The organism is Marinobacter sp. MDS2 (assembly GCF_030718085.1).
Lineage (GTDB): Bacteria > Pseudomonadota > Gammaproteobacteria > Pseudomonadales > Oleiphilaceae > Marinobacter.
Window position 1 is genome coordinate 1,515,605 of sequence record NZ_JAVAJF010000001.1, and the last position, 25,328, is coordinate 1,540,932.

The following is a 25,328-nucleotide window of genomic DNA, read 5'->3' on the forward strand; positions in this document are numbered from 1 at the left end:
ATTTTCACCATGACCATCCTGTCAGTTCGCAGGCTGACCCCCGATGTTGCCTTTCCGGCCATGGGAATTGGCCAAAAGTACGGGTAATCTTGGCCAAACATTTTACGGAAGACTTCTCATGGCCATTAAACTCTATCAGTTTTGCATTTCTCACTACGCCGAGAAGATACGCTGGGCTCTGGATTACAAAGGCATCAATTATCAAACCGTGAATTTGCTGCCCGGCCAGCACGTTAAAACCATCAAGCAGCTGACCAAAGCGGAATCGTCGGTGCCGGTGTTGGACCACGACGGCCATATTGTTCAAGGCTCGTCAGCTATTCTGGACTATCTCGACGAGACTTTTCCGGAACGGCCGCTCACACCTGAATCTCCGGAAGCGCGGGAAGAAGCCCTGGCTTGGGAAAAGAAGCTGGACGATCTGGCCGGCCCGGCCATTCGCACCTGGGTATACCATTACTTCCTGCAGCGCCCGAAGGTGGTGATTCCGCTGCTGGCCGCTGGCACCCCGTTCTACAACAAAATCATGCTGAGCCTCGCTTTCAGCCGCGTTGATGACATCATGCGCAAGTGGATGAAGATCAACCAGACCACGGCGGATGCTTCTCAGCAAACGCTTGAAGCTGTGCTTACCGAACTGGCCGAAGTTTATGGCCAGCAACGTTACCTTGCAGGTGACCGCTTCTCCCGCGCGGACCTGACCGCAGGCGCTTTGCTGGCACCGCTGTTCCAGCCCGAACAGTACCCGGTGCCATGGCCCAAGCCCGCTAAAATCCCGAAGCCGGTTCAGGCCGTGCTGGCGGAATGGGAGGACATAGTCGCGCCCGTTGCACAGATGTACCGCAACAACCGCTAACCAGGCCGCCTGTCGCAAAGCGACACTGACAATGGCGCTATAGGACATCGGGAAAAGCCGGGCACGTGTCATGATAAAGCCTGAATAATAACCAACATGGGTTTTGTTATGGCTCTGATCGATATGATGCAGTCTGTGCTTGAGAGCAGCGGCCTGCTGGCGCTCTGGCAGATGCTGGCCCCCTGGTTGGCGCTGGATGAGCGGCAACTGATTTTTGTTGTCGCCACACCGGTTTTCCTTGCCGTCGCGGTTTGGGAATACCTGAAAATCCGCCATGACCCGAAGCGGATGGATGTGCCCGAAGCCATCCGAAATTTCATGCTAGGCGCAGGCTATCAAACCACTGAGCTGCTGTTTGCCGGCTTGATTGCCTTCCCGGTGTACGCGCTCTGTTATCACTACCGCTTGTTCGAGATCGAACTGAACGCCTTCACGGCGATACTGACGTTCATCGGGGTGGATTTCTGCTACTACTGGATGCATCGTTCCAGCCATCGCATTCGCTGGTTCTGGGCCGCCCACGTGGTGCACCACTCGTCCGAACGCCTGAACTTTTCCACCGCCATGCGCCAAAGCGCCACCAACATCTTCAACGGCAATTGGGCGTTTTACCTGCCCATGGCGCTGCTGGGCTTCAACCCGGTGTGGATTGGCGTAGCCTATGCGCTGTCGCTGGTGTACCAGTTCTTCATTCACACTACGTTGATCCATCGCCTGCCGGCAGCCGTGGAATTCGTGTTTAATACCCCCAGCCATCACCGTGCCCATCACGGTCGCAACCGGCAGTACATCGACCGCAACTATGGCGGCGTGTTGATCATTTGGGATCGCCTGTTTAACAGTTTCGTGCCCGAGAGCGACGATCTGCCGCCGACTTATGGCATTCCCCGGCAGATACACTCAAACAACCTGTTGGTGCTGTGGACACATGAATATGTGGATATGTTCCGCGACATGGGCAAACCCGGCAGTCTAAGCTCTCGTTTAAAACATTTGTGGAAACCGCCGGAGTGGCAACGCCCGGTTGCACAGGAACCGGTTAAGAATTATGAACCAGCACACTCTGAACCTGACCGCCGCTGACGGCCACCGGATCACCGGCACGCTGTTTCAGCCCGAATCACCCCTTGCCTGTCTGGTGATCAGCCACGGCATGGCCGAGCACGGCAACCGTTACGCCGGGCTTGCGCAGTGGCTGAGCGAACATCAGATTGCCGTGATCAGCTATCACCATCGGGGCCACGGCCCCGATTGCACCCCGGCAAACCTTGGCCACTATGCCGACAATGAGGGCTGGGCCAAGGTGGTTGGCGATCTAGGTCTGGTTGTTGACCACGCCAGAAGCACTTTCCCTGAACTGCCCCTGAGCCTGCTGGGCCACAGTATGGGGTCGTTCATTGCCCAAAGTTATGCACAGCAGCACGGTGCCTCTATTGATGCGCTGATACTGAGCGCATCCAACCGCATCAACAAAGCAGAATTGATTCCCTCACGTATACTCATCGGGCTAATCAAGCGGGTTCGCGGCAAACACCATCAGAGCCAACTGGTTGCCCGCCTGACCTTTGGCAAGTTCAATCGCATGTTCAGGCCTAACCGCACCGACTGCGACTGGCTAAGCCGGGATGAACAGCAAGTGGATCAATACCTGGCCGATCCGTTGTGCGGATTCGAATGCAGCACCGGGCTGTGGCATGATTTCCTCGGCGGCATGCTTACCATCAACCCGACGTTGTGGCGTCAAGATTTACCGGTGCATCTGTTTTCCGGCAGCGAAGACCCCGTTGGTGAAATGGGCAAAGGTATCCGCCAGCATTTTCAAACGATTCGCGAAGCCGGCATTCAAAATGTGACCTTCCGGCTTTTCGACGGCGGCCGCCACGAGATGCTGAACGAACTCAACACCGAGGATGTATGGCAACACCTGCAGCAGTGTATTCCTACCGCTCAACCTGCGTGCGCCGAGCCTTTGTCGGCCTGATCACGGCCTGCCTGTTTATGGCCACGGGGCAGGCTCGCGCCGCACAAGCCACGGTCGCCGTGGCGGCGAATTTTACCGGCACCATGACCAAGCTGGTCGCGCTTTTCGAGCAGGAAACCGGACACCAGATACAAACCAGTTACGGCTCCACCGGCAAACTCTACGCTCAGATCCGGCACGGTGCGCCCTACGATGCGTTCATGGCAGCGGATGCCGAGCGCCCTCGCCTGCTGGCTGAACAAGGTGTGGCGGTTGCCCGTTCACAGTTTCCTTACGCAGAGGGCCGGCTGACACTTTGGAGCCGCAACCCGGAGCTGTTCCGTGACGGCTTGCAATACTTGAACAGCCAGCCACAACGTCTGGCGATCGGCAATCCGAAAACCGCGCCCTACGGCATCGCCGCAATCGAGGTTCTGGAGAATCTCGGGCTGGCCGAGTCACTCACACCGAAACTGGTCAGCGGCGATTCCATTGCCCAAACCTTTCAGTTTATCGCTAGCGGCAATGCTCACGCCGGCTTCGTGGCTCAAGCTCAGGTGCGGGCCTTTCAGGGAGCGGCAGGCTCGGCATGGCTGGTACCCAAAACACTGCATCGCCCCATCAGCCAGCATGCGATTTTGCTCAACCGAGGCCGAAGCAACATGGCCGCGCAAGACTGGATGACCTTTCTGAATGGCGCAAAAGCACAGGCGATCATCCGTGAAGACGGGTACGATGTTCCGCAACAGCCCTCTCACTGAACTGGCGGAGATTTCATGAGCCCGGAATGGCAGGCCGTTTGGCTGACCCTGAAACTGGCTGGCACCACCACCTTACTGTTGCTGTTTCTCGGCACCCCGATTGCCTGGTGGCTGGCCCGCACCCAACACTGGCTGCGCCAACCGATTGCCGCGATTGTGGCGCTGCCTCTGGTGTTGCCACCGACGGTTCTGGGTTTTTACCTGCTGATCGTGATGGGGCCTGATGGCGCGATTGGCCAGTTGACCGAAAGTCTTGGTTTGGGGCTGTTGCCCTTCACCTTCGAAGGGTTGGTGATCGCATCAGTCATTTACTCGCTGCCGTTTACGGTTCAGCCCCTACAGAATGCCTTTTTATCTCTCGATGAAAACCTGCTGGAAGCAGCGGCCACGCTTCGCGCCTCGGCTTGGGACCGGTTCTTTTCCATCGCGATCCCCCTGGCTCGCCCCGGTTTTTTGACCGCCGCGGTGCTGAGTTTTGCCCATACCATCGGTGAATTCGGCGTTATCCTGATGATTGGCGGCAGCATTCCCGGTGAAACCAAGGTGCTGTCAGTCGCCATCTTCGATCACGTGGAAGCACTGGAATACACGCAGGCGCATTGGCTCTCCGCCGGCATGCTGGTGTTCTCGTTTGTGGTGCTGGTTGCCCTCTACACCCTGAACGGACGCTTTCAGCCGGGAGTGGTGCGATGAACCCACCGGACACCATACAAGCCCGGTTTCAGTGCCACTTTGAGCAGTTCGCCCTTGATGTTGATCTGAACCTGCCCGGCTCCGGCATTACCGCCATCTTTGGCCACTCCGGTTGCGGCAAAACCACCCTACTGCGGTGCATTGCCGGCTTACAGACTGCCCAGGGACAACTTTCGGTGCTGGGCGAACCCTGGCAAACCCCACAGGAAAGCTGGCCGGTGCATCGGCGGCCCTTGGCCTATGTGTTTCAGGACACTAGCTTGTTTCCGCATTTGTCGGTTCGCAAGAACCTGTTGTACGGCTACCGCCGGGTACCCGCCGAGCAACGCAAGATTACCCCGGAGCAAGTCTATGACTGGCTCGGCCTGACACCCCTGTTGACGCGCATGCCTGCCGGACTTTCAGGCGGTGAACGCCAGCGTGTGGCCATTGGTCGCGCCTTGCTGACCAGCCCTCGCCTGCTGTTGATGGACGAACCACTGTCGGCGCTGGACCAGCAAAGCAAACAGGACATTCTGCCGTACCTTGAACGCCTACGGGATAGCCTGGCCATACCGGTGCTCTACGTTTCCCATTCCACGTCAGAGGTCGCAAGATTGGCCGATCATATTGTGATGATGGATCGCGGACAGGTTATCGCCCAGGGACCACTGCAGGAAACTCTGGCGCGCACGGATCAACCGTTCCGGCTGGAAGACGATGCAGGGGTAATTCTGAACGGAGAAATCGCTGAAGTGGATGTTCAGTGGCGGCTCAGCAAGGTGGTGTTCAATGGCGGTGAACTGTGGCTGAGACATCACGATCACCTGAGTACGGGCATGTCGGTGCGCGTGCAGGTTCTGGCCCGGGACGTCAGTATTGCGTTACACGAGCACCGGGGCCAAAGCATTCAGAATCTGTTGCCAGCCACGGTGGATCACATTGCACGGGAGGTGATGCCCGGCATAACTCTGGTTCGCCTGCTGGCCGGAGACACCGCGTTTCTCGCCCGCCTGACCTCTCGCTCGGCCCACCAGCTTCAACTGACACCGGGGTTGCGGGTTTGGTTGCAGATCAAATCGGTGGCTTTGGCAGACTGACGCGCACAAAAAAGCCGCTGCGATGCAGCGGCTTTCTGTTGGTTCTTCTGCCGGCCATCAGCGCGTGCCGTAAACCACCATGGTTTTCCCTTTCACCTGAACCAGACCTTGCTCTTCCAGGGTTTTCAGTACCCGCCCGACCATCTCACGGGAGCAACCCACAATGCGGCCAATTTCCTGACGGGTGATTTTGATCTGCATGCCGTCCGGGTGGGTCATGGCATCCGGTTCCTTGCACAGATCCAGCAACGTGCGCGCTACCCGACCGGTCACATCCAGGAAGGCCAGATCGCCCACTTTACGGGTGGTTTGGCGCAAGCGCGAGGCCATTTGCTCACCGATAAAATACAGAACCCGAGGATCTTGCTGAGCAATTTCACGGAATTTGGTATAGCTGATTTCGGCGACTTCACATTCTGTTTTGGCTTTGACCCAGGCACTGCGGGAATCCATGTTGTCGAACAGCCCCATCTCACCGAAAAAGTCACCAGTGTTCAGGTACGCCATAATCATCTCGCGGCCATCGTCGTCTTCAATAATGACGGTTACCGATCCTTTGACGATGTAGAAGAGAGAGTCACTTTTGTCGCCCGCATAAATAATCGTGCTCTTGGCCGGGTAACGCCGGCGATGGCATTGGGAAAGAAAGTAATCCAGATGTTTGGTTTTCTGCTCAACCGGCTTGATGATAGTAGCCATAATGCGAGACGTGCCTCCTCAGCGAAATGCCGATCCTGATCTTTGTTATATCCCCGCTTTTCCCTGCAGGTTACGGGTTTTTCTATTTAGCCACGCAACTTATAGCAAGATGGGCCCCGTGGGGCAACTTGAATGCAAAGGCGTGGAATTGCGAAAGTCTGTGCTAGCATCCGTTCTCATCACTGATCGAACAACGGAGAAACCGTAATGAAAGCAACCGTAGACTGGACAGGCAATGTCAGTTTCAAAGCCACCAGCGGCACCGGCCACAGTGTACAGATGGACGGGCCACCTGATCTTGGCGGGCAGAACCTGGGGCCACGCCCCATGGAAATGCTGCTTATGGGTGTCGGCGGTTGTTCTTCCTTTGATGTCATGACTATCCTGCAGAAAAGCCGACAAGACGTAACCGCCTGCCACGCCGAGCTGGAAGCCGAGCGGGCCGATGCTGTGCCGGCTATTTTCACCAAAATCCACCTGCATTTCGTGGTGACCGGTCACAACCTGAAAGAAAAGCAGGTGGAAAGGGCCGTTAGCCTGTCTGCTGAGAAGTACTGCTCGGCGTCTATCATGCTGGGCGCGGCCGGTGTGGAGATCACCCACAGCTTCGAAATTCGGGAGGCAGAGTAAGTTCGAAAAGCCCCGTGAGCCGTAGCTTTGCGGGGCACAATCGGGTGTTTAAAAAAAGTCCTGGCAAACACTATCCATCGCCATAAGCCGTATGCATAATACGCACCTTTCTCCGCCGGTCTGCGCAAAAGGTGAACAGTTTGTTTGCCGGGTCAGTAGTCGGTGGCGGCCTCGGTAGGGGGACTAACCTCACCCTGTCACCATTCATCTCCAATCCTAGGAGGGGCTGAGCATGGAATCAAAACTCCAGCTGCACGGTTTTAACAATCTGACCAAATCCCTGAGCTTCAACATCTACGACATCTGTTACGCGCAGACCAATGAGCAACGTGAAGCCTACATCGATTATATCGACGAGATGTACAACGCCGAACGTCTGACTCAGATACTGTCTGACGTGGTGAAAATCATTGGCGCAAACATTCTCAACATCGCCCGTCAGGATTACGAGCCTCACGGCGCGTCTGTCACCATGTTGATTGCCGAGCATGACGTGGAAGACTGCAAAGAGAATTACGACGAATCGCCGGGGCCGCTGCCAGATACCATCGTGGCGCACCTGGACAAGAGTCACGTGACCGTTCACACCTATCCGGAAAGCCACCCCCATGATGGCGTGAGCACCTTCCGGGCGGATATTGACGTGTCCACCTGTGGCCTGATCTCACCGCTGAAGGTGTTGAACTACCTGATTCACAGTTTCGATTCAGACGTGGTGACGGTGGATTACCGGGTACGGGGTTTTACCCGCGATATCGATGGCACCAAGCACTACATTGACCACGACATCAATTCGATTCAGAACTACCTCACGGAAGACACCCAGAACGCCTATCAGATGATCGACGTGAACGTGTATCAGGAGAACCTGTTCCACACGAAGATGATGTTGAAGGAGTTCAACCTGGATAATTACGTGTTTGGCACCAACGCAGAAGAGCTCGATCCTGCCGAAGCCAAATCCATCGAGGACCGGCTACGCCGGGAGATGCTGGAAATCTTCTATTCCCGCAACGTGGAATGATCGCGTTGAGAGGCAGCGGTCTATGCTGCCTCTCAGGCAAACGCCTTACCTGCCATTAGCCTCTGAACCATGGGGCGAACAATCAAATCCATCGCCAATGGCATTTTCGTTCCGGGAATCACCAGGGTGTCGTGCCGGGACAGACGGCTTTGGGGAATCGCCTGCAGCAACCAGCTGAAGTCCACATCAGCAACTTCACGGAAGTGGATCACAATCATACTTTCATCTTCGCTCGGCACTTCCCGGGCAATAAACGGGTTGGACGTATCCACTAACGGCACGCGCTGAAAGTTGATATGGGTGTGGGAGAACTGCGGCACGATGTCTTTAACGTAGTCATCCATACGATTAATAATGGTTTCCACCACCGCTTCCTGACTGTAACCCCGTTTGTTGGTATCGCGGTTGATCTTCTGAATCCACTCCAGGTTCACGATCGGCACAACACCAATCAACAAATCCACATACTGCACCAGATTGAAGTTTTCACTCACCACACCACCGTGCAGCCCTTCATAAAACAGCAGATCCGTATCCGCCGGCAATGAGCTCCAGGGCGTGAAAGTACCCGGTTTGTGGCCAGCGGCAATCAGCTGCTGATCTTCATCGTGAACGTACTGGCGGCATCGACCATTGCCCGTGTGGCTGTAGTCGTACATCAGCGCTTCGAGTCGGTCGATGTGATTGGCGGCAAGGGCGAAATGGTTGCGTTCCCCAAACTGGCCTTTCGCCGCCAAACGAGCCATCTGTTCACGGGTATAACGGTGAAAGCTATCGCCGCTGACCATCGCGGCATTGATGCCTTCTCGGGCGAACAGGCGGGCAAAAATCTGACCGGTGGTACTGGTGCCAGCTCCGGAGGAGCCGGTCACCGCAATAATCGGGTGGCGCTTGGACATAAAAAGCTAAATTCCTGAGGATCAGATCAAACTGTTGAGTAGTTTGGGCTTTTCGATCACGAAGCCCTGAGCATAGTCCACGCCCAACTGCGCCAGCTTATCCAGAACCTCACGAGTTTCAACCTGTGTTGCGACCACTTCCCGACCCATAAAGTGGGCCATATCCACCATTGATTTGACCATGGCTTGATCGTTGGCGTTTGTCGCCAGGTGATGGGTGAAGGCGCTGTCAATCTTGATCAGATCGATCGGCAGCGAGCGCATGAATTCGTAAGAATTCGGGCCCGACCCAAAGTTGCCCAAACAGAACCGGCACCCGAGTTCTTTCATTTCACCAATAAACCGGGCGACGGCCTGCACGTCGTTAATGGCGGATGCTTCGGTCAGCTCAAACCACAAGCGCTCAATGGGGGCGTCTTTTTCGCTGAGTTTTTCATAAATAAACTCAAGCAGAGCCTGTTCGTTCAACGAATGGCCGGAAAGATTGATACAGATGCCACCCACATCGCGGACATCCGGCTTTTTATCTCGCAGCCAATCCAACATGTGACCCACCACCCAGCGGTCTACCGCCTGCATCCGGTCGTAGCGCTCGGCCATACGAACGAGATCGCGACCGGTCACCAGCTCACCGTTGTCGTCGTACATACTGATCAGGATTTCGTACTGGGCGGCCGACATGCTGGCCTCAGCATTCAGCGGGATGATCTTCTGACACCGCAGCAACATCCGATCATCAGACGGATCGCCCAGGTTGGCGACACGGGCAGCGATCTGATCCTGCCGCGCCTGATCTTCGCTATCCTCGCTGTAGACAGACACGTGCCCTGCGCCACCGCGGCGGGCGGCAGACAGCGTTTGTTGAGAAGTTCTCAACCAGCGCTCGGCAGATGTTACCGCAGGCACTGTCGGCACAATGCCAACATTGGCGGTCAGCTCGTAGGCTTTACCATCAAAACAGAATTCTCCAGCCTCGATGGCACTGACCAGCGATTTGGCAACCGGGCCAGCCTGCTCGTCCGACACCAGCATCGCAAACTCGGAACCTTCAATCCGCGACACTGGCATGCCCTCATCCGCGTGCTGGCAAAGTATGTCAGCCACCTGCTTCAGAGTTTCATCGGCGGCCTTGTGGCCCGCCACATCACTCAGCAGCCGGAAGCCTTTGAGATCCAGATGCAGAAGCGTGCGGGTGTCTTCACTATGCGTCAGTTGCTGCTCCAGCATGCGCTCGAATTCGCGCCGGTTCAGCAGGTGCGTCAGGTCGTCGTGGGTCGAGACCCAGGACAGCTGGTCGTAAACATCCCGCACCATACGATCAATACTTTCATCCACCAAAGGTTTTTCGTACTGGCTGTCGAGAATAAGCGCGCCCTCGCGCATCTTGCACGCCAGTGCGGCCACCTCCAACTCCACCACGCGCATGCCCTGATGATTCACGAACACATAGCGCGAGAAGTTGTCGGCAACCCAAACCAGCCGGATGTAATGCGGATCGTCGGATTTGCTTTGGTCTTTGAACCAGCTACCCACCTGTAATTGCTGGGCGCGGTTGATCCAGCGCTGCAGGCTTTTCGTTTCCCGCTCATCGGCAACCGACTCAGCGGTGGGTTCAGGTTGGGACTTCGGCATCTCAACCAGTTCCAGTGGCTCGCCGGGCTGGCGCACCATCAGCTGTTTCAGCTCATCCCGTATCTGGGACGACGGCGTGCGATTACTGGAGATGGACGCCAAGCCGTCCTGAATCAAGCGCAGGAGTTCCGGTAAATTACTGCTGTTGCCAGGACTCTCCGCATAGGCCATTAACGAATCAATGACCGCGAGATAATCCTGCCACAATTGCCCTTCTTCACCCTGTCGGATCCAGGTCAGAGACAAGAGATCGCGCCAACCTCCTTCCAGCAGGCTTACCACGGCCTTGGGCACTTTTCGGCCGCCCAGTTTGGCATCCAGCGCTGCGGCTACCGCGGCTTTCGATTCAGCAACCTTCTGGGAACCCTGAGCCGCCGCCGTGACACGTTCGACGTTGCGGCGGTAGGCCAGATTCTGGCGCTCAATCAAGGTATCGAGTTCCTCGACGGCTTCGTCGAATATGCCAGTGTCCTGATCGAAGTCGGTGGCGATCCGCTGCACCAGCTCATCGACCTTGCGCTGCACCACGGGGTTTGGGCGGGCCCCCTTCACACCGATCTGTGCCAGTCGGTTCATCACACTGCGAACCGGGCTGGACTGATCCTCAAAGAAGCTGGGATCGCGCATCACCACTTTCAGCACCGGCACCTGCAACTGACGCATTTTGGCTTGAGCGAAACGGCTGAGCTTGGGGCTTTCGGTGACACTTCGGAAGAACCGATCGACCACGTCCAACGCATCTTCGCTTTCTTCGTTCAGACGCGCATTGTCAATGCTGTCTTTCACTTTCGCCACAACCCGTTCTTTGAGCGGTACATCGGGCTCATCAAGATCGGCGGCCTGTATCTGCAGCTCCTGCAGCTCTTGGTTCAGTTCACTGCTGGTCAGCGGGCGCGCATCGGGCTCAAAGCGTTCTGACGCGGGTTCTTCTCTTTCGGAGCGGCTCAGCTTCAGGGATGACAGAAGGTTTCGAACCGTTGCGAACGCGGTCTGCGCATGTCTGGAATAGCCCCTGAACTCACCGGAAGCCCGAGAACTCGATTTATCCTCAGTTTCCTCAGGCGACGCCTCTGGCGATTCGTTCTTGGCTTCGGGCTCCGGCGATTTAGGCGTAACCCGCTCTGCCGCTTGTTCGCTGAGGTACTTGGTCAAGTCGAGATCAGGCAGCACTCCGTGCCTGATCAGAATATTGTTCAGCTCGCGATACAGCGGAGCCAACTGCCGAATCACTGCCTGCTCAAAAACCCTCAAACACACCTTTTCCACATCGCGGCTTACCTTCAGCTGCACCAAGGCATGGTGGAAAGCTTCGCAAACCAGCGCCGGACCCAGCGGATTATGGTGCCCGGTTCGATTGGAGACACCCAGATGATCCAATCGCAACTTCAGTTCCAGCAGATCACCCCGGTACAGGGTGTCGGCGCGAGTGACCATCACTTTAACCGCCAGCCAGTCCTCGAATTCGTCCTTATCGACAACCGACAAAAGCCCGCCCGGCGCCCCTTTTTGCTCGGGCTTTAACGGAGATTCCAGGCTTCGGGCCATGTGATGCCACAAAATGCGCTGGCGGCCGTCAATCTGCCCTGCTGCATCCATGTATTCATTGGCCAGCTGATCGTTTGGTGCCTTCTGAGCCGCAGCGTTTAATGCCTCCGTCGTGTTTACGTAACAGGCGTCCATCAACGGCTCAATGAACTGGGTGATCACCCGCGCACATTGGTGCAGTACAAACTGAACCCTATCGCTGGGCGCTTGCAGTGACGACCGGCTTTGATTGTTGCCACCACCACACAGTCGTATTAGCGCCTCGATCGCTTCCGGGTTCGACCGGACAAAGGAAACGCCCATGGCGCGCTCGATTCGCCGCGCCGGACGAACATGCAGCTCGTGGTGAGCGCTGCTATCCAAGCCACGAAAGCGAACAACCACCTCTTTCGGTTCTTGTTGGCCGAATGCATGTTCAAGCTTGTTGGACGTTTGCCCGGAATAACGGATGTACAGACCTTCGGCGCAAAAGTCTGCAATCTGGCAGGGTAATGATTCACCGCTTCCCACATCGATCTGGGCTGCGAGTTTAATTGGCTGTCTGGGGCTACTGCGACGTTCTCTCGGATCCATCAATAATTGACCAGTTATAAAGCCGGTTCCGTCACCGGGAGGAAGATACCCGGTACATGTCCCTGTTCAGGTGGAACGTACCACCCACAAAAAATCGGTTACAGTGGTTGAAGAAATACCCTACAACTCTGTGTGCACTATGGCAAAACGTCGAATGCGCAGGCTCACTTCACCACAACATGATGATTCATGAAACAGCTTAGTCAGGTCTATCTCATTTTGCTACTGTTGGCAGCACTTCAAGGCTGCTCGTCAATGAGTTACTACACCCAGGCCATTTCTGGTCATGTTTCGTTAATGATGCGAAGCGAGCCGGTAGATGAGGTGTTGCTGCAGCCCGACACCCCGCCCGAACTGTCCCAGGCGTTATCGGTGGCCCAGGCTGCGCGCCTCTTTGCAGAGCAAACGCTCAAACTGCCGGTTGGCGGTGCATTTTCAAGCTTTGTTCCGCTCGAGCACCCTTGGGTGGTGGTCAATCTGATTGCCGCGCCCGAGTTTTCACTAACGCCGAAACAGTGGTGTTATCCGTTTGTCGACTGCCAGGCGTACCGGGGCTATTTTGACCTGGCGAAGGCAAAGCAGGCCCAGAAGCAATTCGACGACAACGGATACGATACGTTTATCGGTGCGGTCACGGCTTACTCCACTCTTGGCTGGTTCGATGACCCATTGCACACCGGGTTCACCAACCTTTCAGAAGACCGGATGGTGGCCTTGATGTTTCATGAGCTGGCGCACCGGGTCGTCTATCTGAAGGGCGATACAGCGTTCAACGAGAGCTTTGCCACCGCAGTAGAGCTGGAAGGATTGCGCTTGTGGCTGGAGCGCGAAGGCCAACCGGAGGCTTTCGAGCGTGCCTTGCTGCGGCTCGAACACCGCAATCAGACACTTGAACTGGTGGGTGAGACCAGCAAGGTGCTGCGCCGCCTTTACCAACAACGGAACGCGCTGGAGCTTGATCAACTCAGGCTTCGTAAACAACAAACGCTGGATGATCTGGCCGACCAGTACGCAGCCCTGTCGTCGAACTACCCGGAGCCCGGGCCTTTCGGGTCGGCACCGGTGCAGCTCAACAACGCCAAACTGGCGCTGTTTCAGCAATACAATCAATATGTCCCGGCCTTCCGGCAGTTACTGAAGGACTCCGGATACGAATTCAATCGGTTTTACGAGGCGGTTTCCCGGCTGTCAGAACAACCGGAAGCCGAGCGCGGGGATACCCTGAACGCGCTGTCAAAGCGGTTTCACGAACACCTTTGATTTTCGGAGCGGGTTGTAAGTGGCCAATTTGGGGCCGGGCAAGTTTTCCACGGCTGTGGGCTCAAATCCTCGCTCCCGGAACCAATGTTCGGTTTGGGTGGTCAGCACGAACAGTTTTTCAATACCCTGCCCCCGTGCCTGTTTTTCGATCATCATGAGGATGTCGTCACCGCGCCCTGCGCGCCGGTAGGATGGATCCACCGCGAAGCAGGATAGCTCGCCAGCGGCTTCCTCCGGGTAGTGATACAGAGCCGCACAACCCACCACGGTGCCGTCTCGCTCGGCAACCACGAAGCGGTCCACCTCGGTTTCCAGCATTTCACGAGAGCGCCGCACCAATATGCCCTGCTCTTCCAACGGCTGGATCAATTCCAGAATACCGCCGATGTCTTCTACCCGCGCCGGCCGAATCTGTTCGTAATGGTCACCACTGACCAAAGTACCGGAACCGTCCCGTGTAAACAGCTCTTCCAGCAACGCGCCATCTTCTGCGTAGCTGATGATGTGAGCACGACGCACACCTTTCACACAGGCATCGCAGGCCGCCTTCAGAAGCACCGCGTCGTGACCGGTGACGTTGTTGGCGTTCAGCCGCTCTGTTGCCTGATGGGCACCCAATTCCCGGATCAGCGAGCCGTCTTCATCCAGCAAGCCTTCGTCGTCAATAAAAACAATCAGCTTCTCGGCCTTCAAGGCTGCAGCCACTTGGCTACCTACGTCTTCGTAGGAGAGGTTAAAAGCATCTCCGGTAGGCGAATAACCCATCGGCGGCAACAGTACGATATGGCCTTGTTCGAGCAGTCGCTCGATGCCCGGGGTGTCGATCCTGCGCACCCGGCCGGTATACCCGAAATCGATGCCATCCAGCACACCCACCGGCTTGGCGGTAACGTAGTTGCCGCTGCTGACCCGGATTCTGGCGTTGTGCATGGGCGAGTTCACCAGCCCCATCGACAACTGGCTTTCCAGGTAGGCGCGCAAGCCGCCAATCGCTTCCATAACCAGCGGCAAGTGATCATCCGGCGTAACCCGCAAGCCCCGCTCGAAGGTGGTTTCCAGACCGGCATCTTCCAAACGCGACTGAATTTGCGGACGGCCACCAAACGCCACGACAAGGCGCACGCCCAAGCTACTGAGCAAGGCAATGTCGTGGATGATGTTGATGAAGTTCCGGTGCTCAATGGCATCCCCGGGCATGGTCAACACCACGGTACGGCCCCGATGGGCGTTTATGTACGGAGATGAGTGGCGAAACCCATGCAGCCAGTCGTTTGATTTCAATCCGGTCTCCCTTTTGAATGCTTTGCGACCAGCTTACCGGCCACGAATCTTTTACACACAGTACCGTTTTATCAGCCCGCGCAGCACGTCGATGGTCGGCTGCAACTGCGACAACTCCAGAAATTCATCCGGCTGATGAGCCTGATCGATCGAACCCGGGCCCATCACCAAAGTTTCCAACCCCAGTTTTTGCAACCAGGGCGCCTCTGTGGCGAAGGCAACCGCATGGGCCTTATGGCCGGTCAGAGCTTCACAGGCTTTCACCAAGCCGGCATCGGCCGGGGTTTCAAACGGCGGTACACCATCGAACAACGGCTCAAACGTCAGGCTTAGCTGGCGGCGCTCGGCCAGCGGCTGTATACGGCTCAGGATAGCCTGACGCAGCGTTTCCATATCCATGCCCGGTAACGGGCGCAAGTCAAAATGCAACTCGCACTGGGCACAGATTCGATTCGGGTTATCGCCACCGTGGATACAACCCAGATTCAGAGTCGGTACCTGCACCGCAAAATTCGGGTTTCGGTATTGCTGCTGCCATTCGGCTCGTAAAGCCAGCAATTCGGTCATGGCCTCGTGCATGCCTTCTAAAGCATTGCGGCCAAGATCAGGATTGGAAGAATGGCCCGACTGCCCCTGAAATTGCAGCCGCTCCATTATGATGCCTTTGTGCATCCGAACGGGCCGAAGACCGGTCGGTTCGCCAATTACCGCATAGCGCGCCTTCGGCTTACCCGCTTCGGCCAACGCCCGGGCACCGTTCATCGAGCTTTCTTCGTCTGCGGTTGCCAGGATGATCAACGGTTGTTGCAACGGCTGGTCAATAAAGCTTTTGGCGGCTTCGATCGCCAGTGCGAAGAAGCCTTTCATGTCGCAGGTGCCCAAACCGTACCAGCGGCCGTCTTTTTCGGTCAGCGTAAAAGGGTCGGTCTGCCAGCGCTGATCGTCGAACGGTACAGTGTCGGTATGGCCAGACAACACCAAACCGCCCGGGCCGCTGCCCAAGGTGGCAATCAGGTTGTACTTGCCGGGCATCCCCGGTACTTCCAGAATTTCGATCGCAAAGCCCAGCGTTTCCAACCACTCGGCCAGTGTCCGCACGACGGCTTCGTTGCTGTGATCCCAGTCCGGCGAGGCACTGCTGATGGAAGGCAAGGATATCAGCCGTGCCAACATGTCGTGAACGCCCGGCACCCGGTTTTTCGTATCCGTACTTTGCACCATGCCTGCCTCCCGGCTTTAGATCAGTTTGCCCGGCCCCTCCGCCAGACTTCGAAGCGCGCAACCGCGCGAATCAACATAGGGTAAGCCACTTCACCACCCGCAATCATGCGGGCCACTTCCAATTCCCGCTCTCCGACACTCACCAAGCGGCCCTCGACCGTTTTCCCGTTCGAAAGCGTGACCCGCACGGTTTGCCCTTGCCACAAACTGGCATTTTCCACAGGCTCTGCAAACCACTGAGGCCGGCTCGATGTTTCCGGGTGAGTAACGGGCTCATAGGCTTCGGGAGCCACTTCCGGCACGGCTGGCTGGATTCGGGTCAAATAAACATCCGGAACCTGAGCGCCGTTGTACGTAACCGGCCAAGCGGCTTGCGGGTTCTCGCCGGCGCGAACCGGAACACCGAACGCCTCACTGCCGGGGTTAACCCGGAACTGGAGCTCGCCGCCTTCGGTCAACCATTGGCGGTACAGGGCAATCAACTGTGCACTCGCTTGATAACCCCGGCCCTCCAATGCTCGCGCCAAAGCTTTGGCCGCGGTCACGCTCCACTCATTGACGGTAAGCCCCGTTTCCCGGGAGCAGTACGCCGAAATACGTCGCATCAACCCTCCGTCCCGCAGGGTGACGTCGGCCGGCTGATCGCGGCCGGAAATGTCGAGACCATCTCGGAAGACGTTCAAACGCGCGCCAGGCCAATTCAGCTCCAGGCTGCCCATTTCCAGGGTGTGCAATTCCGCCTGCAGGCCGTCCCGGTTTTGCGTCAACCGGAAATCGCCTCCGATCGAATCAATGCCCATGCGTTTCAGGTCGCCGCTGCCCAGATGCTGCCTGGGATCGGGCGCACAGGCTAAAGCAATCAACGGAGACTTGGTTGACGACGCCTCAACATCTTCGGTCACCCAGTTGCGGAACATCGTAGGCTCAAGAGCCATGTGCGCCTGTTCGACAACCAAGGTCCAGTCACCTGTAACGGCCTGGGGATTAGCCAGCCCGGTCACCAGTGCAACCGGAGATTGCGCATCAAACTCAACCAGCCCCAGACTCAGGGGCTGGGTCAGTCTGAAATCGAGCCAGCTGGCCTCTCTCAGCAACAGGCGACCGTCCAGCGCCGAACCGATCTGCCCCCGTTCAAGAACACCGATGCTGGACAGTTCGGTACGCGCTTCCGCTAACCGCTGATCCGCCAGCCACCAGACACCGGCTTTGTAGCCGGCAAAAGCGAGCAAACTGAATACAACAAGCAAAGACAGCAGACGCTTCATCCAATGGCTCCGGGTCAGGCAGTTTAGTTACGGGAAATCAAAGTACCGACACCTTCGTCGGTGAAGATTTCCAGCAAGCAGGCGTTCGCGACTCGGCCATCGATGATGTGCGATGTCCGCACACCGTTTTCCACCGCACTCAATGCGCAGCGGATTTTCGGCAGCATACCGCCGTGGATGGTGCCGTCTTCAATCAATTCACTGACCTGCTGTGCGGTAAGGCCCGTGAGGACTTTGTCGTCTTTGCTCTTCAGGCCCGCCACGTTGGTGAGCAGCATCAGCTTTTCGGCCTTCATGGCCTCTGCCACTTTGCCAGCCACCAGATCGGCGTTGATGTTGTACGAAGCGCCGTCTGGCCCCACGCCGATGGGTGCGATCACCGGAATAACGTCGCTGCGAGTAAGCATGTCGATCACGTTAACGTTCACGCTGGCAACTTCACCTACGTGACCGATGTCGATGATTTCGGGGCGTTCGAGCTCCGGCGAACGATCAACCACTTCCAGCTTTCGGGCGCGAATCAGGTTGGCATCTTTACCGGTCAAGCCGATGGCCGTGCCGCCCTGGGCATTGATCAGCGACACGATTTCTTTGTTGACCTGGCCACCGAGTACCATTTCGACCACATCCATGGTTTCAGCATCGGTCACCCGCATACCGTTTACGAAACGGGATTGGATGTTCAAGCGCTCGAGCAGCCCGCCAATCTGCGGCCCGCCGCCGTGTACAACGATCGGGTTGATGCCTACCAGCTTCATCAACACCACGTCACGGGCAAAGCTGCTTTTCAGGTCTTCATTTTCCATGGCGTTGCCGCCGTACTTGATGACGACCGTTTTGCCGGTAAACCGTTGGATATAAGGCAGGCCACGGCTCAGTACCGAAGCGACCTGCATGGCTGTTTCACGATTCAGCGCCATGATGATGTGTTGATCCTTACTGTCAGAGAATGGTTAAAGTCAGAAACTTGCGACCAGGTCCGGCGCAGCCTTCTGCAATTGCTCCCGGAACACGGTCTTGATCCGTTCCAGAGCCTCTTCGGTTTCTGCCTCGAAGCGCAGCACCAGAACAGGCGTGGTATTGGAGGCCCGGCACAGGCCCCAACCGTCAGGGTAATCCACGCGAATGCCGTCGATGTCGCTGACGTTACCATCACCGAAATCGCCCAGCTCGCCAAAGCGTTCAATGATCGCGAATTTATCGCTTTCCGTCACCTCGAGATTCAGCTCCGGGGTACTAAGATCTTCCGGAAAATCGTCAAATACTTCGTCGCTGTGGCGGTCTTCAATGCCCAGAATTTCCAGTAGCCGCGCCGCCGAATACAGACCGTCGTCAAAACCGTACCAGCGCTCACCAAAGAACACGTGACCGCTGAGTTCACCGGCCAGCAATGCACCGGTTTCCTTCATTTTGGCCTTCATCAGGGAATGGCCACTTTTCCACATAACAGGGCGGCCGCCGGCCTCGGAAATGACTCCCGCCAAACGACGGCTGCATTTCACATCGTACAGCACATCGGCCCCGGGGTTACGGGACACCACATCCCGGGCAAACAACATCATCAGCCGGTCCGGCCAGATGATTTTACCTTTGTTGCTCACCACACCGAGGCGATCTCCGTCGCCATCAAAGGCCACACCAAGATCGGCGCCAACTTCCTGGACCTTGGCAATCAGATCCTGCAAATTCTCAGGTTTGCCGGGGTCCGGGTGGTGGTTCGGGAAGTCGCCGTCAATGTCGCAATACAGCGGCACCACTTCGCACCCCAACTCTTCAACAAGAATGGGCGCCAGTTCACCGGCAATACCATTACCGGCATCCACCACCACTTTAAGCGGCGCTGCCACGGCAATATCGCTGACAATGCGATCCAGGTAAGCCCGGCGGACATCGTCTCCGGTCTGTTCGCCCTGCCCGGAGGTGAAATCACCGGTCTGGATGCGCTGATAGAGCTTCTGGATCGCATCACCGGAAAGCGTTTCGCCCCCCAACATGATCTTCAGACCGTTATAGTTGGCCGGGTTATGGCTCCCGGTTACCATGACACCCGAACCGGTGTTCAAGTGATGGGTGGCAAAGTACAGCACCGGAGTGGGCACCGCACCCACACGTATCACGTTGCAGCCAGCCGACATCACGCCTTTTGCCAAGGCGTCAGCCAATTCGGGGCTGGAGTGGCGGCCGTCGTAACCAATACACAAAGAGGCGACACCCCGCTCCGTGGCCTCTGAGCCAATCGCCTGACCAATGATTTCCACCACGCCGGCTGACAGAGTTTCTCCCACAATGCCCCGGATATCGTACGCCCGGAAGATTTCGGCTTCGACCTGAACATCCGGCACCGTATTTTCCAGCACATCAGGAATGTCTTCATCGAACAGGGGCGCATCGGAACTGCCAAGCCCCAGCACATCATCGTCGCCGTCGAGCATGTCCATGCCCAGCGAATTATCGCTTTCAAACAGGGGTTCGGATGTTTCGCCCGGCTGCGCGGCCGGCGCGGAAGCTGCTTTCGGGGCAGCCGTACCTTTTGCCTGCGATACGCGCTTCTCTACCACCTGAGACACTCGGGACAACACTTCTCCGGTTGACGCGACCATGTCCCAGCGCGTGCTGGGTAATTTCTGACGTTCACCACTGAACACTTTATAAGCCCATTGCGTCATCGCGCTGACGTCTTCGCGTACGCTTCGTTGAGCCTTCCCTAACAATATCCACACGATCGCTGCTGCCACCAGCACAGGAACCAAGACCAACAGTGCCAATAAAACCGGGCTGACAGGAGGTGCCGGGGTCATGCCGGGCTGATACACCACGTTCCAGTCCGGATTCACCAGAGGGCGTGATACCTCGGGGCCGCTGCCATTGCCTATGCTGATGACCGGGCGTGCACTACCCGCCGCGCTCTGCACCAACGCCAGCCGCCCGCCCAGAGTCTGGTTGCCGACTTGCAGCCAGGGCGCCAAATGATCGGCTTTGAACACAACCAGAACGGTTCCGACCACCGCATTGCTGACGGAGCTTCTCACCGGTGCGGCGAATTGCAGGTACCACTGGTTGTTCCGCGGGAAGGCATCAGGCAGCATCGGTTGGCCATTCTCCGCCCGCCGCGCCAATTCCAGCCCGGCAAAACCAAGCAGCGTCTCGCTGTTCCCGGTTCTCGGAATACCCCGCCGCGGAAACACGAACACCGCAGCGGCTCCGTTTACAGCCGATTCCAGCTGGCTGGACAGCGCCCTCAGATCCGATTCGCCGGACACTCTGTCGATCACGAACTGCTGATTAGCCACTGCCTGAGTCTGCCCTTGCAGAGCTTTCAGATAATGATTCAGCCGGTGTTGCGCGCTGGCCACCTCCACGCTTACAGCGTGGTCAAAATCTTTCTTCGCAACGGGCACCGAAACCAGAAAATGCAGCAAGGCCGTCGAAATCACACCGGCAAGGACCACCACCAACGCCTGCGTAACCGCTACCGAACTGAGTTTTTTCAGTCCGTTGCCGGCTCGGCCGCGTTTTGCTTTGCCTTCCGGTACGGCCGTTACCGGCTGTTCTTCGGCGGCATCGTTGTTGGTCTTTTTCTTACCGAATTTCATAGTGCATCCCATCGTTATTTTCTTGTTCCGGACAAACACTTGCCTTCGCAGTATAGTCGTCAGACTTTCGACGCGCCGCCATCAGGCGGCCACCGAATCAGCGAGTTCCTGTCGAGCCAAAACCGCCTTCGCCGCGATCACTGGCATCAAACTCGGACACCACTTCAAAATCTGCCTGTACCACCGGCACCAACACCATCTGCGCCAGGCGCTCACCAATTTCGATGGTGAATTCGGTCTGACCGCGGTTCCAGCACGACACCATCAGTTCGCCTTGGTAATCCGAGTCGATCAACCCCACCAGATTGCCCAACACAATGCCGTGCTTATGGCCCAAACCGCTACGAGGCAGGATCATGGCAGCCAGCGCAGGGTCGGCTATATGTACCGACAACCCAGTTGGAATCAAATGAGTGTCACCGGGAGCGACGGTAAGAGGCTCTTTCAGGCAGGCGCGCAGATCCAGACCGGCAGATCCTTCGGTTGCATACTCAGGGAACGGAATTTCTGAACCAATACGATCATCCAGAATTCTTACCTGCAGTTTTTTTCGCGTCATTACTTGTCGGCCTTCTTGCTGTGTTCTTCAATGAGCGCCACCAACCGGGTGGCAATGGTTTGTTTGCTCTCGGGGCCGATGGACTCCTCTCCGTCTGGCCAAAAAACGGTGACTGCATTCTGATCACTGTTGAAGCCTAGCCCGGGGGCGGATACGTCATTGGCCACAATCATCTGCAGTTTTTTGCGCTGCATTTTATCCATCGCGTAGCGCGCGACGTCGGTGGTTTCAGCGGCAAAGCCCACGGTAAATGGTGCATCAGGCCTGGCGGCGATGGTGGCCAAAGTATCCGGGTTGCGCACCAGCGACAGGCTCATCTCATCGTTGGTTTTCTTGATCTTGTCTCCGGCGCAGGACTCGGGCCGGTAATCGGCCACTGCGGCGGTGGCAATAAAGACATCGCAGCCCTCGCTGACGGCTTGTTGCGATGCCTGCAACATATCTTCAGCGGTGACCACAGAACGCATCTTTACACCCTCGGGGGCTGACAAATTCACCGGACCACTGACCAAGGTCACCTCTGCACCCGCGGCCACCGCCGCCCGTGCAATGGCGTAGCCCATTTTGCCGGAGCTGTGATTGGAGATGTAACGCACCGGATCGATCGGCTCCCGCGTGGGGCCGGCGGTAATTACGAATCGCTTACCGGCGAGCGGTCCGGTTGGCTGTGGCACCTGCTCGGTCAGAATCAACGTGGCGAGCGCAGAAGGCTCCAGCATTCTTCCGGGACCGGTGTCTCCACACGCTTGTTCGCCCTGATCCGGGCCCCAAATCGTCATTTGCGGGTCTTCTGACAATAACCGGAGGTTGCGCTGGGTACGGTGATTTTTCCACATGGCCTGATTCATGGCCGGTGCTACCGCGATGGGCGCTTCGGTGGCGCAGCACACGGTTGTGAGCAGATCGTCAGCCATGCCATGAGCCAATCGAGCCAGAAAGTCAGCAGAGGCTGGCGCAATCACCACCTGATCGGCCCATTTTGCCAGTTCAATATGGCCCATACCGGCTTCGGCTTCCGGGTCCAATAATGATGTACGCACGGGCTCGCCGCTCAAGGCCTGAAACGTCAGCGGGGTGACGAAGGCTTCAGCCCCCTGAGTCATGATCACACGAACGTCCAGCCCGGCTTTTTTCAGCTGCCGAACCAGTTCGGCACTTTTGTAGGCGGCGATGCCACCGGTGATTCCCAGCAGTATTCGTCTGACGGCCATGAGGGCTCCGTAATCCCGTAAAATGAAAGACTTGTAAGATAGCATGCGAGCCCTGACAGCGCAGCCTGCACGCACGATTGTTCCGTTTACCAAATGTTACCTTTTCGAGTACCCTTTGTAACTTTGAGAACCACGTGCAGGACGCACGGGTTAACGACCACTCGCAAGGACGCAATATGAACGAACCCCATTGGCCCAACGACGAGCGGCCACGTGAACGTCTGCTTGCCCACGGTGCCGAATCTTTGTCGGATGCCGAACTCCTGGCGATATTTTTGCGCACCGGTACCGCCGGCATGCCGGTAATGGCCATGGCGCGCCACCTGATCGAAGAATTCTCAAGCCTGCGTGGCCTGATGACCGCCTCCCGCCGCCAGTTTTGCCAAGTAAAAGGTCTGGGCACTGCAAAATACGCGCAGGTGCAGGCCGCCATGGAAATGGCAAGACGGGTGATGGACGAACCGCTGCGCCAAGGCGATCCGCTGCGTTCACCCGCCGACACCCGACGCTTCCTGACCAGCCGCCTGGCCACGTATCCGCACGAGGTCTTCGCCGGCTTGTTTCTTGATAACCGCCATCGCGTTATTCAGTACCGCGAGCTGTTTCGGGGCACCATCGACGGCGCCGCCGTGTACCCGCGGGAAGTGGTCCGTCAGGCCCTGGAAGATAATGCAGCGGCGGTGATTTTCGCGCACAATCACCCGTCCGGAGTAGCAGAACCGAGTCAGGCGGACATTTCGCTGACCCGTCGCCTGAAAGAAGCTCTGGGGTTGGTCGATATCAGGGTTCTTGACCATATGGTTATCGGTCACGGTGAGGTAATATCCCTCGCTGAAAGAGGGTTGATGTAACCGCCATGAGGTCGCCACCGAAAAACTGGCCAAAATCCCAACAATTTTTTGCGTTGGGCCCCCGGTTCTGGTATAAAAGCGTCCCTTTCTGGCGGTATCTGGCGTGTTGCGCCCAGTTTACAGGCGCGAACCGGTAGCAAAGTTAGCTCCGGAGCAACCAGAGACGCGTTAAATAACGAATTCGCATTGATAGACCAGTGCTCAGGTCGGAGGCATGTATGTCCAGAGTTTGTCAGGTTACCGGTAAGCGTCCGGTTACCGGTAACAACGTATCCCACGCGATGAATCACACTCGTCGTCGTTTTCTGCCGAATCTGCAGAACCACCGTTTCTGGGTTGAGTCCGAGAAGCGTTTTGTGAAGCTGCGCGTATCCACCAAGGGCATGCGCATCATCGATAAAAAAGGTATTGACGCTGTACTGGCCGATCTTCGTGCCCGCGGCGAGAAATTTTAAGGAGCTGCATCATGCGCGAAAAAATTAAGCTGGTATCGTCAGCAAACACCGGTCACTTCTACACGACCATGAAGAACAAGCGTAACACCCCGGAAAAAATCGAGATCAAAAAGTACGATCCGGTTGTCCGTAAGCACGTTGCGTACAAGGAAGCCAAGATCAAGTAATTGGTCCTGCCTCCACGAAAAACCCGGCTCTCGAGCCGGGTTTTTTATTGCCTGCAAGCCGGGTAACTAGGACACCCTTGCCCCGCTTCCCTCTGTCGGCACCAAAGCTTTGGTCAGCTCGGTCATCGCAAGACGTCCGACCGGATGGCCGTCACGCACAACCCGAAACACCTGACTCACATCGCCCCCCGATTTGGCCAGAACCGATTCCAGGTTATCCGTCTCGAGTACATCGCCGGCAAACGACTCCGCGTCGCTGACAGGCTCCATGACCGAACGCACTCTCAATACCCGGGCGCGATTAATGTCGCTGATAAAATCGATGATGTATGGATCGTTCGGCTTCAACAATATGCCCTGAGGATCGCCCTGCTGCACCACCTCACCATCTTTAAGAATGACCAGATGGTCTGCCAGCTTCAGCGCTTCGTCCAGATCGTGGGTGATGAACACAATAGTCTTGTGCAGTTCTGCCTGCAATTCCAGCAACAGGTCCTGCATATCCGAGCGAATCAGCGGGTCAAGAGCCGAGAAGGCTTCATCCATCAGCATGACCGGGGAATTGGACACCAGAGCACGCGCAATTCCGACCCGCTGCTGCATACCGCCAGACAACTGGTGGGGATACTGCTCCTCGCTGCCCTCCAAACCAACACGGGCCAACCACTTGCGAGCCTCTTCTTCATAAGCTTCACGGCCCTGGCCGGAAATCTCCCAAGACAAACCGGCGTTTTCCAGCACCGTTTTATGAGGCAACAACGCAAACTTCTGAAACACCATGGACATTTTCTGACGCCGCAATGCCCGCAAGCCGTCCTCTCCCAACGCCAGGACATCTTCACCATCGAACAGGATTTCGCCTGCGGTAGGTTCAATCAGGCGGTTGAGATGGCGAATCATCGTTGACTTCCCGGAACCGGACAAGCCCATGATGACGGTCACTTCGCCTTCATGCACATCCACATTGATGTCTTTGAGGCCAAGCACGTGCCCGTGCTCGTCTTGCAATCCGGCCTTGCTAACGCCCTGTTTCACATGCTCAAGAGCAACCTCCGGCTCTGGCCCAAAAATCTTGTACAAGTTGCGAATCGCGATTTTGACATGCTTTGCCACG

Annotated in this window: 23 protein-coding genes; 12 read left to right on the forward strand and 11 right to left on the reverse strand. The window is 56.8% G+C overall.

The genetic code is table 11. The annotated features are described in order from the left end of the window. Window positions 1-118: 118 nt before the first annotated feature. The 6 genes from Q9245_RS07230 (at window position 119) to modC (ending at window position 5,349) form a co-directional block, all read left to right on the forward strand. A complete protein-coding gene (locus Q9245_RS07230; protein ID WP_305896496.1) occupies window positions 119-856 on the forward strand; it encodes a glutathione S-transferase family protein in 738 nt (245 codons plus the stop codon). A 108-nt stretch (window positions 857-964) separates the two neighbouring features. Next, entirely contained in the window at window positions 965-1,939 is a 975-nt protein-coding gene (locus Q9245_RS07235; RefSeq protein ID WP_305896497.1) for a sterol desaturase family protein, read from the forward strand. Beyond that, the gene (locus Q9245_RS07240; protein ID WP_305896498.1) at window positions 1,905-2,837 is read left to right on the forward strand and encodes an alpha/beta hydrolase; all 933 of its coding nucleotides are present in this window, start codon (window positions 1,905-1,907) and stop codon (window positions 2,835-2,837) included. The genes Q9245_RS07235 and Q9245_RS07240 overlap by 35 nt, the downstream gene beginning before the upstream one ends. Next, window positions 2,771-3,577 (forward strand): molybdate ABC transporter substrate-binding protein, encoded by an 807-nt coding sequence (gene modA / locus Q9245_RS07245; protein ID WP_305896499.1) that lies wholly within the window; start codon window positions 2,771-2,773, stop codon window positions 3,575-3,577. The genes Q9245_RS07240 and modA overlap by 67 nt, the downstream gene beginning before the upstream one ends. A 15-nt stretch (window positions 3,578-3,592) precedes the next feature. Beyond that, window positions 3,593-4,270, forward strand: coding sequence for a molybdate ABC transporter permease subunit (gene modB / locus Q9245_RS07250; RefSeq protein ID WP_305896500.1), 678 nt, complete (start codon window positions 3,593-3,595; stop codon window positions 4,268-4,270). Beyond that, a complete protein-coding gene (gene modC / locus Q9245_RS07255) occupies window positions 4,267-5,349 on the forward strand; it encodes a molybdenum ABC transporter ATP-binding protein (RefSeq protein ID WP_305896501.1) in 1,083 nt (360 codons plus the stop codon). Before modB ends, modC begins: the two co-directional genes overlap by 4 nt. A gap of 57 nt (window positions 5,350-5,406) precedes the next feature. On the opposite strand, the gene crp is transcribed toward modC, so the two are convergent. After that, window positions 5,407-6,048: a cAMP-activated global transcriptional regulator CRP gene (crp, locus tag Q9245_RS07260; RefSeq protein WP_114335439.1), complete on the reverse strand. Its 642-nt coding sequence runs from the start codon at window positions 6,046-6,048 to the stop codon at window positions 5,407-5,409. Window positions 6,049-6,255: 207 nt separating this feature from the next. Between crp and Q9245_RS07265 the strand changes: the two genes are divergently transcribed. Then, window positions 6,256-6,678: an OsmC family protein gene (locus Q9245_RS07265; RefSeq protein ID WP_305896502.1), complete on the forward strand. Its 423-nt coding sequence runs from the start codon at window positions 6,256-6,258 to the stop codon at window positions 6,676-6,678. 232 nt (window positions 6,679-6,910) lie between these two features. Continuing rightward, window positions 6,911-7,702, forward strand: a complete 792-nt coding sequence (gene speD / locus Q9245_RS07270; protein WP_305896503.1) for an adenosylmethionine decarboxylase — start codon at window positions 6,911-6,913, stop codon at window positions 7,700-7,702. A gap of 32 nt (window positions 7,703-7,734) precedes the next feature. On the opposite strand, the gene Q9245_RS07275 is transcribed toward speD, so the two are convergent. Beyond that, entirely contained in the window at window positions 7,735-8,601 is an 867-nt protein-coding gene (locus tag Q9245_RS07275; protein ID WP_305896504.1) for a phosphoribulokinase, read from the reverse strand. Window positions 8,602-8,622: 21 nt separating this feature from the next. Beyond that, entirely contained in the window at window positions 8,623-12,351 is a 3,729-nt protein-coding gene (locus Q9245_RS07280) for a DUF1631 family protein (RefSeq protein ID WP_305896505.1), read from the reverse strand. A 189-nt stretch (window positions 12,352-12,540) separates the two neighbouring features. Here Q9245_RS07280 and Q9245_RS07285 point away from each other — a divergent pair, with 189 nt between their 5' ends. Beyond that, window positions 12,541-13,611, forward strand: coding sequence for an aminopeptidase (locus Q9245_RS07285; protein WP_305896506.1), 1,071 nt, complete (start codon window positions 12,541-12,543; stop codon window positions 13,609-13,611). On the opposite strand, the gene argA is transcribed toward Q9245_RS07285, so the two are convergent. From argA to coaBC, 7 genes are all read right to left on the reverse strand, one after another. Then, window positions 13,585-14,892 carry an amino-acid N-acetyltransferase gene (gene argA, locus Q9245_RS07290; protein ID WP_305896507.1) on the reverse strand — a complete coding sequence of 436 codons (1,308 nt, stop codon included), beginning with the start codon at window positions 14,890-14,892 and terminating at the stop codon, window positions 13,585-13,587. The genes Q9245_RS07285 and argA overlap by 27 nt on opposite strands. 51 nt (window positions 14,893-14,943) lie before the next feature. Further along, window positions 14,944-16,113, reverse strand: a complete 1,170-nt coding sequence (gene argE, locus Q9245_RS07295; protein ID WP_305896508.1) for an acetylornithine deacetylase — start codon at window positions 16,111-16,113, stop codon at window positions 14,944-14,946. 20 nt (window positions 16,114-16,133) lie between these two features. After that, window positions 16,134-17,378: an acetylornithine deacetylase gene (locus Q9245_RS07300; protein WP_305896509.1), complete on the reverse strand. Its 1,245-nt coding sequence runs from the start codon at window positions 17,376-17,378 to the stop codon at window positions 16,134-16,136. 23 nt (window positions 17,379-17,401) lie between these two features. Then, entirely contained in the window at window positions 17,402-18,298 is an 897-nt protein-coding gene (gene argB, locus Q9245_RS07305; RefSeq protein WP_199005820.1) for an acetylglutamate kinase, read from the reverse strand. Window positions 18,299-18,337: 39 nt separating this feature from the next. Next, window positions 18,338-20,971, reverse strand: a complete 2,634-nt coding sequence (locus Q9245_RS07310; protein WP_305896510.1) for a phosphomannomutase/phosphoglucomutase — start codon at window positions 20,969-20,971, stop codon at window positions 18,338-18,340. Window positions 20,972-21,068: 97 nt separating this feature from the next. Beyond that, window positions 21,069-21,530 (reverse strand): dUTP diphosphatase, encoded by a 462-nt coding sequence (dut, locus tag Q9245_RS07315; RefSeq protein ID WP_305896511.1) that lies wholly within the window; start codon window positions 21,528-21,530, stop codon window positions 21,069-21,071. After that, a complete protein-coding gene (coaBC, locus tag Q9245_RS07320) occupies window positions 21,530-22,741 on the reverse strand; it encodes a bifunctional phosphopantothenoylcysteine decarboxylase/phosphopantothenate--cysteine ligase CoaBC (RefSeq protein ID WP_305896512.1) in 1,212 nt (403 codons plus the stop codon). Before coaBC ends, dut begins: the two co-directional genes overlap by 1 nt. 176 nt (window positions 22,742-22,917) lie before the next feature. Here coaBC and radC point away from each other — a divergent pair, with 176 nt between their 5' ends. The 3 genes from radC to rpmG all read left to right on the forward strand — a co-directional run bounded on the left by radC (window position 22,918) and on the right by rpmG (window position 24,214). Then, entirely contained in the window at window positions 22,918-23,592 is a 675-nt protein-coding gene (radC, locus tag Q9245_RS07325; RefSeq protein WP_305896513.1) for a DNA repair protein RadC, read from the forward strand. A 218-nt stretch (window positions 23,593-23,810) separates the two neighbouring features. Next, complete coding sequence (gene rpmB, locus Q9245_RS07330) at window positions 23,811-24,047, forward strand: 50S ribosomal protein L28 (RefSeq protein WP_114335425.1); 237 nt, start codon at window positions 23,811-23,813, stop codon at window positions 24,045-24,047. Window positions 24,048-24,058: 11 nt separating this feature from the next. Further along, the gene (gene rpmG / locus Q9245_RS07335) at window positions 24,059-24,214 is read left to right on the forward strand and encodes a 50S ribosomal protein L33 (RefSeq protein WP_114335424.1); all 156 of its coding nucleotides are present in this window, start codon (window positions 24,059-24,061) and stop codon (window positions 24,212-24,214) included. A gap of 66 nt (window positions 24,215-24,280) precedes the next feature. Here the strand turns inward: rpmG and Q9245_RS07340 are convergent, their stop codons facing one another. Further along, window positions 24,281-25,327 (reverse strand): glycine betaine/L-proline ABC transporter ATP-binding protein, encoded by a 1,047-nt coding sequence (locus Q9245_RS07340; protein ID WP_305896514.1) that lies wholly within the window; start codon window positions 25,325-25,327, stop codon window positions 24,281-24,283. Window position 25,328 lies beyond the last annotated feature (1 nt).